Here is a 14,250-nt window from a genome sequence, read left to right on the forward strand (position 1 = left end):
ACATTGGTCAAAGCCTCCGAAATGAGCCTTCTAAACCAGTAAACAAACCTTCCATTACACCAGAAAGAGCTGCGTTTTCGGTAAAACCCGAAGCAAAAGTGCTTTCTGCTCCAACGGGTAATTTAAATACCAATAACTTATCCATCAATCAATTAATTGGACAACAGAAATCAAAACCAGTTATTCCTCAAAGCGATTTACCCAGAAAGGAATTTCATCGAGACGATGTTGTTCGATTATGGAAAACAATGGCTCATACACAAAAACTTCGTGGGCAAGATCAGGTTTATCATGTGATGATCAAACGTGAACCTGTGCAATTAGATGAAACTACCTTCCAATTTGAAGTAGATAATACGATTCAGATGACACGATTAGAAGGTGCTCTTGGAGAAGTAATGGCCTATCTTCGTGAAGAAATTCAAAATTATGATTTAAATATTCAACTAGAAATGATCAAAGATGCTCCAGAAGAAGTGAAGTATTTGAATGGACCTGATCGTTTTGAAAAATTAGCTAAAAAAAATAGCAACCTTTTTGACCTGAAAAACCGTTTTAACTTAGACATTGATTATTAAACTGATATGAAATCATTCTCCATAGGCCTAATTTGCCTTTTATTTATTGTAAGTTCTTGTGATGAAGAAACTACTTCAACGACTGAAAATAGTGAAACAACCACTTCTCATAATGAAAGTTTTGATGCGCGTGCAAAAAGAGAAATTGTAGCTGCATTAGGAATTCCAACAAATGAGAAGTACAGCATTCGTATTTACAAAGAATTTATTAGTTCGGATACAATTAAAGATGCTATTATTACGGTAAACCGTATGGAATATGCCATCAATGAATCCATTAGAAATCAACGTGAAGCAAAAGCTGCTGAGACAGGGTATACCGGTAATTATAACTACATTTTCTATTACGACGGTGAATTAGACAAAATTTCAAGTCCCATTTTTGCTCCTTCCAGCCCAGGAAGAGAATTAGATGTCGAGTTTAAATCAATCGTTAGTCCAGCTAGAAAAGATTTAATCTTAGGTTACCGCATTCGCAACTCAGGTTGGAAATGCTATTTTTCTGTTTTTAACGACCATGATTTCAGGATGATTTTTCAGTGGAAATCATTCGACTTTGCAGGAGAAGACAATCCTGAGGTATTGTTTCATTCCTATGAAACAAATCCTAGTCAAGTTCCAAAAGACATTGCAATTTACACCAGTGAGATTGATAGTTACACCAAGAACATTGGCGATATCTACCAATATGTTCCATCTATTACGAAGAAAAAAGAATTGAAATTAAAGTTCTTCTTGGATCTTTCAGCTAAAAAATACCGACTTTATCCTGAGTTTGCTAAAAATCTTCCGAAAAAAATATGAATTCAGTAGAAAGTGTCATTGAGATTCCCTCTTCTTTGAGGTATCGTACCACACAATCCAATGGAAGCGTGAAACACTTGGTATACTTACTTCATGGTTATGGTCAATTGGTTGAATACTTCAGTAAAAAAATAGAAAATATCGATTTGGAGAATACCCTATTGATTTTCCCTGAAGGTCGGCACCGTTTTTACTTAAAAGGCACCTCTGGAAGAGTTGGCGCATCGTGGATGACAAAAGAATGGAGGGAAGAAGATATTCGCTTGAATATACTTGGTTTGGATCTATTGCACGAGGAAATTTTAAAAATGTGTACTCCAGAAAAAGTAACTGTTCTTGGGTTTTCTCAAGGTGGGGCAACCGCAGCACGTTGGGTTTCTCAAGGCAAAATAAGATGTAATCATTTTATTTCATGGGCAAGTGTTTATCCAGATGATTTAAGGCTCAATAATAATGAAAACTTGGCTTCTAAAGAAACGTTTGTAGTTGGAACAAATGATTTGTATTTCCCTGAAGATGAACTAAAAAAATTGATCTCTCAATATGAATCTAAAGGAATTCAAATTGTACGATTTGAAGGCGAACATGATATTCAACTAGAAACTCTTAAAACACTTTTATGAGAACTATTTTTACTCTACTCCTATTGCTACTTGTTACAACTTCTAGTTTTTCCCAAGAAGATCGGGAATTGTATGTAAACGATGAAGAAGAACTAACAAAAAAGCCTGCTTTTGAGCCACATAATGAAATTGGAGGCGATATTCACTTTTCTGCAAGTACCTTTGGTGGAACAGGAGGAATTGGTTTAAAGTTTGGTATTGTTCGGAGCCAATACATTTCATTTGGTCCAAGCGCTCGCTTCCACTATTCCTACTTCAAAAACAATGGGCTTTCTGGGTCCTATTCTGTTTATGGTGGTGGAGTATTTGTACATGGAAGATTTTTTAATTACCTTTTTATAGGACTTGAATTCGAACTACTTTCTAATCCGTATAGTAACGGAAATGGAGTTATTTCCGCTAAACGGACTTGGGCACCAACAGGATTGCTCGGAGGTGGATTTTCACACGCATTTGGAAAAGAAGAAAATTTCAGATTAAATGCAGGAATCATGTACGACGTCATCGATAATGTAAATAGTCCATTCAGACCAGGGTATTTCATGAGAAAACAAACCGCGAACGGTACGCCCGGTGCACTGATCCCATTGATTTATCGAATAGCCGTTTTCTTTAAGATTTGAAAAGCGTATAAACAACCATATCGGAATAAACTTCGTTGAAATAAATCCGATCTTTAAAATGCGCTTCTTTTTCAAAGCCTAGATATTCCAACAAAAATATGGCTCCTCTATTCTCGGGAGAAACAAGTGCCTCAATGGCATGTAGATTCATTTGGTCAAATCCAAAAGTTACGATTGCCTGAACCGCTTCCAAAGCAATATTTTTCCCCCAGTATTCGGTAGAAAGTTCTCCACCAATTTCAGCGCGATTGTTTAAGTAATCAATTCTATTGAATCCACATGTCCCAATAATATCTGAGCTATTTCTTAAGATCCCAGCCCAACCAATTCCTACTTTGGATTCAAAAGCATCCACCGTTTTTTTTACCAATTCCTCAGCGGCTTCTAAACCTGAAATACTCGTTCTAGCAATAAATTGATTCACGCGGTTATTCTGACGCATTTCCATGATTTTAACGGTATCTTCCAGTTGAATCTGTCTCAATAGCAATCTTTCAGTCTGAATGACTGGAAATTGATCGAATACTTTTTGATTGATTTTCATGAGAGTAGGATTAATAACATACAAAGGATAAGAAAGTGATTTGTTAATCGTTTGTAGTGGTTAGATAAAAGCAAAAAAAATCCCTCAGCCAAATGACCAAGGGATTTCAATTTCTTATTTCACGGTTCCTGCTGGCCCCATATCAATCAACTCGATATAGAATACCAAAGTGGAGAACGGTGGAATTGTATTTGGATCTGGTGAATCTTTTCCATAAGCCATTGCTTGTGGAACATACAATTTGTACTTCCCTCCTTTTTTCATGAATGGAATACCAACTGTCCAACCAGGGATTACTCCATTCAAGTTAAATACTTGAGGTCCTCTTGATAAAGAAGATTGAAGTGTATCTCCGTTTGTATTTAACAATACATAATGCGCTTTTACATCACTAGAAGACGTTGGATTACCTCCGTTTCCAGCTTGAATTGTTTCCATGTAAAGACCATTAGTCAATTCTTTGATGTTAGCCATAGCTTTCACTTTTGAAAAGTATGCCTTTTCTTTCTTCGTTACTTCAGCCATTACACGAGCGTTGATTTTATCCATGAAGGATTTCAACATCGGTTGTTTCAAATCAGCTTTAATTAAAGTGTCGCTTTTATTCAGTCCTAATTTGAATCCGTAAACCAAGTATTCTTTTTCGAACTCATTAAATGATTTAGCTTGCTGCCAACTCGTTTTAAACATTCCACCCAAAAATTTACCAATACATAAAGAAGCCTCTTTCACATATTTCTCATTAAACTCTTGTTGCGATGGTCCTAATAAATCTTGAATCGTTTTTTGACAGGCTTGATCAAACGATTTCTCATCATTCAATCCAACTTCAAAACCTTTCAAAATCTCTTCTTTATTGTATTTTGCGAAATTTGGATCTTGGAGCAATTGATTTGCATTATCTGCACCCATTAAATAGGAAATTTTTTGTTTTTCCGAGTTCAATGGCAATACCTCTTCTGCATTTTTCTTGTCTCCACAAGCAACTGTAATTGCTATCAGTAAGGTAGCTATGATTATTTTTTTCATCTTAATTGTTTTCGATTCCTAGTAATTCAACATCAAAGATTAAGGTCATGAAAGGCTTGATTGCTCCACCTGGATGAGGGTGCGCTCCATAAGCTAAATCTTCAGGGATGTACAAACGATATTTAGATCCAACAGGCATCAATTGTAATGCTTCTGTCCAACCTTTAATCACTTGATGGACTCCAAAAGTTGCTGGAATTCCTCTTGTAACTGAGCTATCAAAAACAGTTCCGTCAATCAAGGTTCCATGATAATGAACATTCACGGTATCCGTGCTTAACGGTTTTGCTCCTGTTCCCAATTCAATTACTTCGTATTGCAAACCTGAATCAGTTGTAGTGACTCCCTCTTTTTTCGCGTTTTCAGTAAGAAATTCAGTTCCCTCTACTTTATACACTTCAAATTTAGAAGTTGTAATTTCCTGAACATAACTTTGAATGATTTCGTTTGCTTGTTCTGGTGAATACTTCATTGTTTTCCCTTGAAAAACATCTGAAATAGCCTCTGCCAATGCAGTTGGATCAATTCCACCTAAATCTTGTTGTAAAAGGCTATCAGCTACGCTTAAACCGATACAGTAGCTAACCGCTTGAATATCTTGTGACATGCTTAATTAATTTGGTGCAAAGATAAGGGATAATTCCTAATTGCAAATGTCGAATTAGGAATGAAGAGAGAATTCAACGAGCTTCATAAAACTCTTTGCATTTTACATTCTTAATTCAAAATTAGATAAGATTTTTCTCCATCTTGATGTTTCCTCTTTCATAAACACCTTGTTCCAATTCAATTTCTACAAATCCGTATGTCCGATACAGGTGAATTGCTGGCTCAAGAAGCGTGTTTGAGTAAAGAATGAGTTTTTCGATTCGCTTTTCTGTTGCAACTTTCAGACAATGTTCCATCAATATTTTTCCAAGTCCTAATCCTTGTGCCTTCTTAGAAACAGCCATTTTACCCAATTCAAATACATAATTGGACTTTTTAAGAAGTGATACTGTTCCAACTATTTCTTCGCCATATTTTACATAAAAAATGAATCCTCCTTTATCTATAATGGTTTCCTGGGGGTTGCAAAGTGAAAGGCGGTCTCCTTCTTCTACATGGAAATATTCCTCTAGCCACTCATAATTGAGAATTCGGATAAATTCCTTCAGTTCATCCGAATAATCTATGATTTCTATCTTCATTTTCTTCTATCAATTCAACTTAATAAAATGACAAAATCATCTGCTTAAAAAGCATTTGATAATTCGCTTGAAGTAATTCTGACTGAGCAGCAACCAATTTGTTTTTGGCTTCGATTAACTGTGTAAATGTTGCACTTCCCGCTTCATACTGAATTTCAAAATTATCATGATTCTTTGAAGCTGAGGAAAAAACGACCTCCAAAGCTTCCAGCTGAGAACTAATATTGATAATATCCAAGGAAATTTGTTCTATTTTTTGTTTGAGCTGATTGTATTCATTCTGCTTATCAAAATACAAGGATTTCAGTTCAAGCTCTTTAACTTTAACCTGATTTCGAGTAGCATTTTTATTAAAAATAGGAATCGAAAGCGACAAAAAGACCGATTGGTAAAGATTATTAGTTATTTGTTCACTAAACGATCTGGGCACATATTCTCCTGATGCCGTAAGTTTTTTATTGTTTTCAGAATAACCACTTCCTATTGACCCGATTAAGGATAAAGTCGGATAGTATTTCCCTTTAGTTGATTGGAGAGCAAGTTCTTGTTTCTGAATTCCTACCTCCAATTTCATTATTTCTGGTAATTCAGCTATCGATGAATCAACCATTAATAGTTTGCTAATGGGCTCTGAAATCGAATCTGATACATCAAAACCATTACTTATCTGAACGTTTAATAATTGCTGAAGGAGTAATTTAGAATATTTCAAATCGTTTTCAGCCTTAATTAATAGGTATTTATCCAGATTTAATTGTGCTTCAATTTCCAATTGTTCAGCTTTCGTTCCTTGACTTTGGGAAACGAGTTCTTTGATCCGTTCGTACTGCTGGTTGGTTTTCTCAATGTTATTTATAGCTAGTAGAATCATTTCTTTATTCAACAATACCTGAAGAAAAGCTGCCGAAACATCAATTTTCACATTCCGCTCAACAATCTGTTGATCCAGAAATTGTTCCTCGAGCGAAAGTTTGGACGATTTCACAGAGTAATAATTTTGAAGTCCCGAAAACAAAACCACACTGCTGCTTAAATAAAAATTTTCATACATTACCCGGTCAGTGGCAAACTGATTGGTAAATAAGTCAATTGTTTGTCCCCAATTGTAACCGTGAGTTGCCCCTGCGCTCAAAGAAGGCAACAAATTCTGTTTCGAATTTCTCAAGTTAACAGAAGTAATGTCGGAACGTATCAATCCAGATTTCAAAGTAAGATTATTCTTTAAAGCAGTGTCGATACAGTTATCCAGGGTCCATTGCTGAGAAAAAACCCAAATTGGAAAAGCCAGAAATACAAATACTAATTTCATCGGTCAAAAATCTTCCTGAATTGATTGAATATCCGATCCGTTATTCTCAGATCTTCAGTTATAATCTCAGCACTACCACTCATTTCAGGAATGTAGTTCAACTCCTTATGATAAGTAGTCTTTAATCCATTTAGTAGTTTAACATTCACCAAATAACTTTTTTCAGCAGCAATTAATGAAACTGATTTTACTTTTCCAACTAACTGTCCATATTCATGAGATGGAAAGTTATCTATTTTAAGCATTACTTTTTGTCCCACTTTCACCTTTCCGTAACCACTTTTTGGTATTTTTAAATGAGCAACGTACTCCTGATTTTCTGGAATAACGGCAAACAATTCCTTTCCTTGTTCGATAAATTGGTTTTCAGAAAGGGTCAGTAAATAAGTTAATTTCCCTTTAATAGGCGAAACAATCTGATAGTTTCTAGACCAAGTTAAAAGTGCATTCTCTAAAACGGACAATTGGGTATCTATTTCCAATAGCAAGGTTTTTTTTCGCTGCTCAAAATTAAATCTCAAATCATTTAATTGTTTTTCCAGATCAGTTATTGTTATCGCCGTTGTAATCTTCGTTTTCTCCAAATTGTTGATTTCACCAATCGCAGTTTCATACGCCTTTTCTCGTTCAAAAAACTCAGCTTGGGAAATAACTCCTTTCTCATAGAGTGTTTTATCCGATTTGAACTTATTCCCAGCATTGCTTACTAGTTTATTTACACTATTCAATTCTTTTGAAATCAATTGCATAAGTGCTTTTTGGTTCTTTATTTGCTGTGAAACATTGAGCATGTTGAATGACGTATTATCATCATTTATGAGGTATTTATAATTTTTTAATGCGTTCTTTAAAATCGAATAATTAGTTTGCAAATCGCCAAATAGCATTGGAGTGTTTTTCAAGTCCAGTTTTTGCAAGGAATTATTGATGTATGATTTTCGTACTTCTGCAAGTTCAACCACTAGATAGGCCTTGGCATTATCAGACAATGTACTTTTGATAGATGCAATAGTTTGATTTTTCTCTACCATCGAATTATCAGTCAAAATCAAATGCTCTAATTCTCCAGATGATTTCACAACTAATTTTACTGGAGGAACAGATGTCGTAACAATAGTCTCACCCTGAATAACATCTGGGTATTTAATAATCCAGGAAAGAATTAAAAACAAAATGATTATTCCAAAAACGAGCGAAATTCCCCAACGAATAATCCAATTTGGAATATGAGACATAATCTCCTGAACCTCATAGGAACGTATTTCATTTTCCCTTTTGTATTCTGTTTCCTGCATAGCTCTAATTTCCTAATTCCAATTGATTTTTCACTAGATCATAATATTTTCCACGCAATTTAACCAGCTCCGTATGAGTTCCTTTCTCTGCAATAATTCCATGTTCAAGAACTACAATTTGATCTGCATTTTTCACTGTACTTAAACGGTGTGCAATAACAATAGCTGTTCTTCCTTTGAAAAAAGTATCCAATTGTTCCATGATAACCCGCTCATTGTTAGCATCTAATGCGCTAGTAGCTTCATCAAAAAAGATGAATTTAGGTTCTTTGTACACTGCACGAGCGATTAGTAAACGTTGTTTTTGTCCAGTACTCATACCTGTTCCCTCCATCCCTATTTTTGTATTGTATCCCAAGGGTAATTCGTCAATAAATTCTCCAATATTAGCTATTTCTACGGCTTTTTTTAATCGTTTTTTATCTATCAAATCTTCTCCTACAGCAATATTATTTGCAATTGTATCATTGAAAATATATCCTTCCTGCATTACAGCACCACTTTGGGATCTCCAGGTTTTCTGACTGATTAATCCGAGATCTACATTTCCTATCCTTACAGATCCTTTTTCTGGCTCGTAAAATTTAAGAAGCAATTTAAGCAAAGTCGTTTTACCACTTCCGCTAGTACCTACAATAGCTGTGATTTTATTTGAAGGAATGGTTAAATTCAGTCCTTTTAGCACTTCTTCATGGCTTCCTTTGTAACGGAAATGAAGATCAGAAATTACAAAATCGCCATCTGCAGGAATCTCATGTACTTTCTCCTCATCTACGGGTTCTTCATCTTCGCGGTTATGGATTTCTGAAAGTCTTTCCAAAGCAATTTTGGCGTCCTGAGCTGAATAGATAAAACCTATTAACTGCTGAATCGGATTGTTTAACTGTCCAATGATATAAGATATTGCCATCATCATTCCAAGTGTAATCTGGCCATCTATTACCAGTTTAGCCGAAAATATGGTAATAAAAATATTTTTTAACTCGTTGATGAAAGACGACCCGATGTTTTGAATTTGTTCTAATACCAATCCTTTCATTGAAATTTTAAACAAGCGTGCTTGCAAAAACTCCCAACCCCAACGTTTCTGCTTTTCGGCATTGTGTAATTTGATTTCCTGCATTCCGTTAATGAGCTCCATTACTTTGCTTTGCTCATTTCCCATTTGAGAAAATCGTTTGTAATCCAAATCCTTTCTTCTCTTCAAGAAAAGAAGTATCCAACCCAAATACAGGGTACTTCCCAAAAAGAAGATACCAAATATTTTTAAATCATACCAAGCCAGAACACCTCCGAAAATAATCAGATTGAAAAAAGAAAAGAGCGTATTGAGAGAGGTTGAAGTCAGTAAATTTTCAATCCGTTGATGGTCATTGATTCGCTGCATGATATCTCCAGTCATTTTCGAATCAAAATAAGCGATTGGGAGATTCATTAGTTTGATGAAAAAATCTGAAATCAATGAAATATTGATTCGGGTACTTAAATGAAGTAAAATCCATCCCCTGATAATATCGACACTTGTTTTACCAATAAACAAGAACAATTGAGCGATCAGAATCAGATAAATGAAATTGATGTCTTGATTTTGAATCCCAATATCTACAACACTTTGAGTTAAAAAAGGAAATATCAATTGCATCAATGAACCAAGAAGTAAACCCAGCATCAATTGAAAAATGTATTTCTTATAGCGAAATACATATTGATAGAGAAATGAAAAACCTTTTTTGCTTTCCAGATCATCATCCTCTATTTTTTTTAAACGCGGTGTAGGCTCTAACAATAGAGCAATTCCTTCTTCCGTTGTAACACTTGTATTATCTCCTATCCAATTCTTCAGGAAATCGCCAATGGAATACTTCAGGATTCCATGCCCAGGATCTGCAACATAAACATGCTGTTTGGAAATCTTATAAACCACTAAAAAATGATTTTGTTTCCAGTGAACAATACAAGGAAGCGGAGCATCTTGCTGCAAGGTATTAAAATCAATCTTAACTCCGATTGTTCGAAAACCAATTTTCTCCGCAGCATCAGAAATATTTTTCAAAGATGAGCCTTCTCTTGTGGTTTCTGACAGCTTCAGTAATTTCTCCAATGAAATAACACGTCCATAATACTTTGCTATCATGCGCAAGCATGTAGGTCCGCAATTCATTGCGTCAGGTTGCTGGTAAAAAGGAAATTTTTTCATTCTTCTCCCCAAAGTTCTTTATTAACTTCTACTATCCGATTGTGATCAATCGAAAATTCATGTTCGTTGGAAATCACACCGCATTCCAACAGGGTACGATAGCCCTCTTCGGTTGACCATTTAGCAATATATGGATTATAATTACATTTGGACGGTCTTGCATTTTTTCGGGAGGAACTATCTGTAAAAACCCGACAATCCAAACACATATACCGGTATTCACAGTCTCTGCAAACTTCAATTTCATCCTTGTTCATTTCCGCCAAAAATGTATACTCCGAACTCTTCAAAAAAGAATCTGTATTTGATATATCAACCTGTAATTTCGATTCCTGAACGGAGGGGCAATTACATACTTTGCCCTGAAAGTTCAGTGAAAGTTTCTTATACAAACAGGAGTTATATGCTTCATTCGTAAAAAATGATTCTCTGTTGATACTGAAATTTTCTTGTTCTATATTTCCACAGTCTAAAGTAAAATCAACACTTTCAATTCTATAATTCGTTTTATTGTTTTGTTTGATAAAGGGTGCGCTATAAACGAAATGTTCAATAATCCTATCTTCGTTATTAATGATGGCTTCTAGTTTTGTATTATCCGATTCTGAAATAAATTTAGAATACAATGATACTGTTTTAATAATGCTATCATGAAATAATTTACAGATTTTCTCGAATTTATCGATATCTAAATCTTCAATTCTTAGCTCCAACCGTGAACATAATTTGGATTTTAAATCCTGAATAAAATCAACAGCGGCAGCGAAATTTGAGTTCGTAATTTGAATGATCGAATTTTCAATCACTTCTGGCTGATCGACAATCCCTTCCATCGGTTTCAAATGATTCTTTAAATGCTCATCTCCAATAATCCCAAATTCATTAGATACAATAAATTCAATATACTCGCTGATGACTTCAGATTCTTTCGGATACTTTTTAAGGACCTCTTCAATGGAATTTTCTTTAAATTCAGGAAGAATCAGTGCTAACGATAAGGGAATTTTATTTGAGTTGGATGGTCTAGACAAATCATAAATCAATGAATGAAAATACCCATTTACTACTTTACAATCTTCAAATAAAATAAGAAAATCTACTGTCATTTTTTTAAAAAATTTGAACTCTTTTTATAATAGGCATTCAACTCAAGTCTTTTTGTTTGAAGCTGCGAACAGGTCACAAAAAAACCTTCCTTTTTTGAATTGGACTTCACGGTTTTTAAAGCATTAAAAATCAATGGTAAATTATCCTTTTTCATCCTGCTAAATAATTAAACACTTCCAAATCCAAATTGTAATTACCAAAATATTGAACCATTCCGTATTGACCTACTGGATTAACCTCCAGAAAAACATACTCATTGTCATTCGTCAGAATCATATCAATTGAACCTGTATTTAACTCCATTTTTTTCATGAAAAGAATTATTTTATCCTCCACCAAATCAGGTAGTTTATAGGGAAGCATCCGATTCATTTTTTCAAAATTGTAATTTCTAAAATCCAACTTAGTTTTAGGATCCAGCTGCGAGAAAATTGCCATGCTAAAAATTTTTTCGTCAATGTAAAATATTCTAAGTTCAATTTTTTTCTCAATATATTCTTGAAGACAAGAGGGGAATAGAAATTCATCTTTATCGGCAAGAATTTCTTTATTCAATAATTTGTACTCTGTATAAGAATATTCATCTGTGCTGCTTGAATAAAAACCATCTTCAAGCGGTTTCACAATTTGTTTCGAATTTGCGTATTGAAGTAAAAATTGAGTATCCGAACTTATTATGGACTTGGGAATGTTCAAGCCAACTTCTGAAGCAATGCTGAAACTGATTAATTTATTCCCATCACCAACAGCATAATTCCCCAGCGTTTTCTTTTTTTGAAGACTGTAAATCAAAAAATCTTTCAAGGCTTTGAGTTCCGAATCGGAAATAAAATTGCAAATTTCTCGTTTATCAATAGTTAATTCGGTACAAATCTTCACGTTTTCAAATAAGAGAAGATCATTTTTTCGGAACCAAAAAGAGGTAATCTCATCAAAATCCAGAATAGAATCACCAATTAGCAATTTGATTTCAATCTTCTCACTAGATAGCTGTATATAAACGGAGTTCACAAAATTCTCTTCAGAAAATCGCATAAAGGGAATTTGATTTAGAATACAGTGTCTTATTACATCATTGGTAGATTCGTCGACCGCTTTTGAAATAATAACTATCATACCATTATTTGAATGAAAATTCTATTTTCAAATGATATTGCATCCAGTTCACTATTACTGAAGCTTTCGGGAAGTTTCTTTTTGGTCTTTATAAAATAAAGGTGGCGGAGTAATTCTTCTTCTTCTTCTAAAGAACGGAATCCATACTTTTCCCTACTCGCATTTATTGTATTTTTTTGAACAGCATCCATATTGTATTTATCAGAATAGCTCATTTTTAATCCCAACCAAACTCGCGAATAATATGTGAGAGCAAGGTCATTTTCGAGTAATCTAGAAGATTCCAACATATTTACTAGTAAAAAAGGAGACGCCTTCAACTCATCTAATCCACCTTGAATAAGCCGAAAGAATGTTGAATCCACCTGATTGATATTTTCGCTGTTAATATAATGTGATAGAAACCAAGCTCCTGGATCAGAAGAAGACCAGATAGATGTTTTAGATTCACTGGTTACTTTTAAACATTTTTCCTTAAAGTATTCCGGCATAAAAGGATCATTCGAAAGATTTAAACATGTCGATTTTTCACTTGCTTTCGTTTTACACTTTTCTACTTTTGTTTCAAACCGTCTCCCCGAATCTTTATCACTTACATATCCATAAATACCTACAAGTTTTATGTATCTGTCGCGCAACAAATTCATCTGCTCATAATAGGCGGTATGATTACTCTCGCTAAGAGGGTAGGTTTTTGTAATGTATGAACGATAAACATCCAATTTATAAAAAGCAGCTGTTTTATCCCAATTTAATTTTTGAAGATAAGCTACTCTATATTTTTGAAAATCAAATAATATCAATTGATCCGGATTTAATTTCTTCCATTCCGTAAATAACGAATTGAATTCACTTTCATTCAATCCTAAATTTATTGCCTGTTCTAACAAGTTAGTAAACTGGACTTTGTCTCCTACAAAACTAGCTACATAAGCAGCTTGCATTGTTTCTTTGACATAAGGATAATTGAACTTTTCCAGTGTACTAATATACTTCCCCAATGATTCTTTATAATTCTTCGCTATAAACTCTTTCTGTGCCAATCGTATTTCAGAAGAGAATTCGCGGTATCCTGCAAATGAATTATTGGTGATAACTATAATTAATAAGCAGAACTTGAGTATCGAATAATGGAGTCTCATAGTGTAAAAAAATAGTGTAAAAAAACTCAAGACCATCCCAAATACAAACAGCCTTGAGTATTCAATAATGAATGAATATCTTAGAATGTAATCTGGTCGTTATTTCCTGATTGACCATCCCGACGATTCGTATAAACGGTTTTTCCAACTCTAAGGTCTGTACCGCCCCAAGCTTGTGTTGTAACGATGTCTCCTCCTTTAGTATTAGCCAAATGAGTGTTCGTAATCTTTTGATCAGTAAAATTTTTAATTGATTTCATAATTATTAAGTGTCAAATAAATATGTCTACTCTAAGTGGTTTTCGACATTCCCGGAAAATAGTGTGAAAAAGACTCAAAACCATCCGAAATTCAGACAGCCTTGAGTCTTTAATAATGAAAGAACATCTTAGAATTTAACAGTATCGTTATTCGCTGTTCCACCATCTAAACGGTTCGTATAAACAGTTTTTCCAACTCTAAGGTCTGTACCACCCCAAGTTTGTGATGTAACGATGTCTCCTCCTTTAGTATTAGCCAAATGAGTGTTCGTGATCTTTTGATCATTGAAATTTTTAATTGATTTCATAGTTATAAGTGTAAAATAAATATGTCTACTCTAAGTGGTTTTCGACATCCCCAGTAAATAGTTGTCTTCTTTTTTGAATAACAACAAAAAATACTAAATTTTGTTGCAACGATGATTTAGTGAGC

The 14,250-nt window shown here is 34.3% G+C and carries 16 protein-coding genes; 4 read left to right on the top strand and 12 right to left on the bottom strand.

Going from position 1 to position 14,250, the window contains the following annotated elements:
- Nucleotides 1-98: 98 nt before the first annotated feature.
- From FLUTA_RS19990 to FLUTA_RS20005, 4 genes are read left to right on the top strand one after another with little or no spacing between them, the layout of a single operon-like run.
- Nucleotides 99-578, top strand: a complete 480-nt coding sequence (locus FLUTA_RS19990) for a hypothetical protein (RefSeq protein ID WP_043023972.1) — start codon at nt 99-101, stop codon at nt 576-578.
- A 6-nt stretch (nt 579-584) separates the two neighbouring features.
- Nucleotides 585-1,382, top strand: coding sequence for a hypothetical protein (locus FLUTA_RS19995; protein WP_013688726.1), 798 nt, complete (start codon nt 585-587; stop codon nt 1,380-1,382).
- On the top strand, nt 1,379-2,005 hold the full coding sequence (locus tag FLUTA_RS20000; protein ID WP_013688727.1) for an alpha/beta hydrolase: 627 nt from the start codon (nt 1,379-1,381) through the stop codon (nt 2,003-2,005). Before FLUTA_RS19995 ends, FLUTA_RS20000 begins: the two co-directional genes overlap by 4 nt.
- On the top strand, nt 2,002-2,628 hold the full coding sequence (locus FLUTA_RS20005; RefSeq protein WP_013688728.1) for a hypothetical protein: 627 nt from the start codon (nt 2,002-2,004) through the stop codon (nt 2,626-2,628). The genes FLUTA_RS20000 and FLUTA_RS20005 overlap by 4 nt, the downstream gene beginning before the upstream one ends.
- Here the strand turns inward: FLUTA_RS20005 and FLUTA_RS20010 are convergent.
- The 12 genes from FLUTA_RS20010 to FLUTA_RS20065 all read right to left on the bottom strand — a co-directional run bounded on the left by FLUTA_RS20010 (nt 2,618) and on the right by FLUTA_RS20065 (nt 14,125).
- Complete coding sequence (locus FLUTA_RS20010) at nt 2,618-3,172, bottom strand: GNAT family N-acetyltransferase (RefSeq protein WP_013688729.1); 555 nt, start codon at nt 3,170-3,172, stop codon at nt 2,618-2,620. The genes FLUTA_RS20005 and FLUTA_RS20010 overlap by 11 nt on opposite strands.
- Before the next feature lie 114 nt (nt 3,173-3,286).
- Complete coding sequence (locus FLUTA_RS21070; protein ID WP_013688730.1) at nt 3,287-4,201, bottom strand: FKBP-type peptidyl-prolyl cis-trans isomerase; 915 nt, start codon at nt 4,199-4,201, stop codon at nt 3,287-3,289.
- Nucleotide 4,202: 1 nt separating this feature from the next.
- Entirely contained in the window at nt 4,203-4,808 is a 606-nt protein-coding gene (bamJ, locus tag FLUTA_RS20020; RefSeq protein WP_013688731.1) for a BamJ family beta-barrel-assembly machinery protein, read from the bottom strand.
- A 121-nt stretch (nt 4,809-4,929) separates the two neighbouring features.
- Nucleotides 4,930-5,391, bottom strand: a complete 462-nt coding sequence (locus FLUTA_RS20025; protein WP_013688732.1) for a GNAT family N-acetyltransferase — start codon at nt 5,389-5,391, stop codon at nt 4,930-4,932.
- A gap of 19 nt (nt 5,392-5,410) precedes the next feature.
- On the bottom strand, nt 5,411-6,700 hold the full coding sequence (locus tag FLUTA_RS20030) for a TolC family protein (protein ID WP_013688733.1): 1,290 nt from the start codon (nt 6,698-6,700) through the stop codon (nt 5,411-5,413).
- Complete coding sequence (locus FLUTA_RS20035) at nt 6,697-7,995, bottom strand: putative HlyD family type I secretion protein (protein WP_013688734.1); 1,299 nt, start codon at nt 7,993-7,995, stop codon at nt 6,697-6,699. The genes FLUTA_RS20030 and FLUTA_RS20035 overlap by 4 nt, the downstream gene beginning before the upstream one ends.
- A gap of 4 nt (nt 7,996-7,999) precedes the next feature.
- Nucleotides 8,000-10,192: a peptidase domain-containing ABC transporter gene (locus FLUTA_RS20040; RefSeq protein WP_013688735.1), complete on the bottom strand. Its 2,193-nt coding sequence runs from the start codon at nt 10,190-10,192 to the stop codon at nt 8,000-8,002.
- A complete protein-coding gene (gene gwsS / locus FLUTA_RS20045; protein ID WP_013688736.1) occupies nt 10,189-11,298 on the bottom strand; it encodes a grasp-with-spasm system SPASM domain peptide maturase in 1,110 nt (369 codons plus the stop codon). Before gwsS ends, FLUTA_RS20040 begins: the two co-directional genes overlap by 4 nt.
- Before the next feature lie 151 nt (nt 11,299-11,449).
- Nucleotides 11,450-12,415 (bottom strand): grasp-with-spasm system ATP-grasp peptide maturase, encoded by a 966-nt coding sequence (gene gwsG / locus FLUTA_RS20050; RefSeq protein ID WP_013688738.1) that lies wholly within the window; start codon nt 12,413-12,415, stop codon nt 11,450-11,452.
- A complete protein-coding gene (locus FLUTA_RS20055) occupies nt 12,412-13,458 on the bottom strand; it encodes a hypothetical protein (RefSeq protein WP_148235477.1) in 1,047 nt (348 codons plus the stop codon). Before FLUTA_RS20055 ends, gwsG begins: the two co-directional genes overlap by 4 nt.
- A 179-nt stretch (nt 13,459-13,637) precedes the next feature.
- Nucleotides 13,638-13,817, bottom strand: a complete 180-nt coding sequence (locus FLUTA_RS20060; protein WP_013688740.1) for a hypothetical protein — start codon at nt 13,815-13,817, stop codon at nt 13,638-13,640.
- 128 nt (nt 13,818-13,945) lie between these two features.
- Nucleotides 13,946-14,125 carry a hypothetical protein gene (locus tag FLUTA_RS20065; RefSeq protein WP_013688741.1) on the bottom strand — a complete coding sequence of 60 codons (180 nt, stop codon included), beginning with the start codon at nt 14,123-14,125 and terminating at the stop codon, nt 13,946-13,948.
- Between the last annotated feature and the right edge of the window lie 125 nt (nt 14,126-14,250).

This window comes from Fluviicola taffensis DSM 16823 (assembly GCF_000194605.1).
In the GTDB taxonomy this organism is placed as follows: Bacteria; Bacteroidota; Bacteroidia; order Flavobacteriales_D; family Crocinitomicaceae; genus Fluviicola; species Fluviicola taffensis.

Bases quoted from the DNA above. Each gene is read 5' to 3' on its own strand.
- FLUTA_RS19995 (WP_013688726.1), top strand. From the start codon at position 585: ATGAAATCATTCTCCATAGGCCTAATTTGCCTTTTATTTATTGTAAGT.
- FLUTA_RS20000 (WP_013688727.1), top strand. From the start codon at position 1,379: ATGAATTCAGTAGAAAGTGTCATTGAGATTCCCTCTTCTTTGAGGTAT.
- FLUTA_RS20005 (WP_013688728.1), top strand. From the start codon at position 2,002: ATGAGAACTATTTTTACTCTACTCCTATTGCTACTTGTTACAACTTCT.
- FLUTA_RS20010 (WP_013688729.1), bottom strand. From the start codon at position 3,172: ATGAAAATCAATCAAAAAGTATTCGATCAATTTCCAGTCATTCAGACT.
- FLUTA_RS21070 (WP_013688730.1), bottom strand. From the start codon at position 4,201: ATGAAAAAAATAATCATAGCTACCTTACTGATAGCAATTACAGTTGCT.
- bamJ (WP_013688731.1), bottom strand. From the start codon at position 4,808: ATGTCACAAGATATTCAAGCGGTTAGCTACTGTATCGGTTTAAGCGTA.
- FLUTA_RS20025 (WP_013688732.1), bottom strand. From the start codon at position 5,391: ATGAAGATAGAAATCATAGATTATTCGGATGAACTGAAGGAATTTATC.
- FLUTA_RS20030 (WP_013688733.1), bottom strand. From the start codon at position 6,700: ATGAAATTAGTATTTGTATTTCTGGCTTTTCCAATTTGGGTTTTTTCT.
- FLUTA_RS20035 (WP_013688734.1), bottom strand. From the start codon at position 7,995: ATGCAGGAAACAGAATACAAAAGGGAAAATGAAATACGTTCCTATGAG.
- FLUTA_RS20040 (WP_013688735.1), bottom strand. From the start codon at position 10,192: ATGAAAAAATTTCCTTTTTACCAGCAACCTGACGCAATGAATTGCGGA.
- gwsS (WP_013688736.1), bottom strand. From the start codon at position 11,298: ATGACAGTAGATTTTCTTATTTTATTTGAAGATTGTAAAGTAGTAAAT.
- gwsG (WP_013688738.1), bottom strand. From the start codon at position 12,415: ATGATAGTTATTATTTCAAAAGCGGTCGACGAATCTACCAATGATGTA.
- FLUTA_RS20060 (WP_013688740.1), bottom strand. From the start codon at position 13,817: ATGAAATCAATTAAAAATTTTACTGATCAAAAGATTACGAACACTCAT.
- FLUTA_RS20065 (WP_013688741.1), bottom strand. From the start codon at position 14,125: ATGAAATCAATTAAAAATTTCAATGATCAAAAGATCACGAACACTCAT.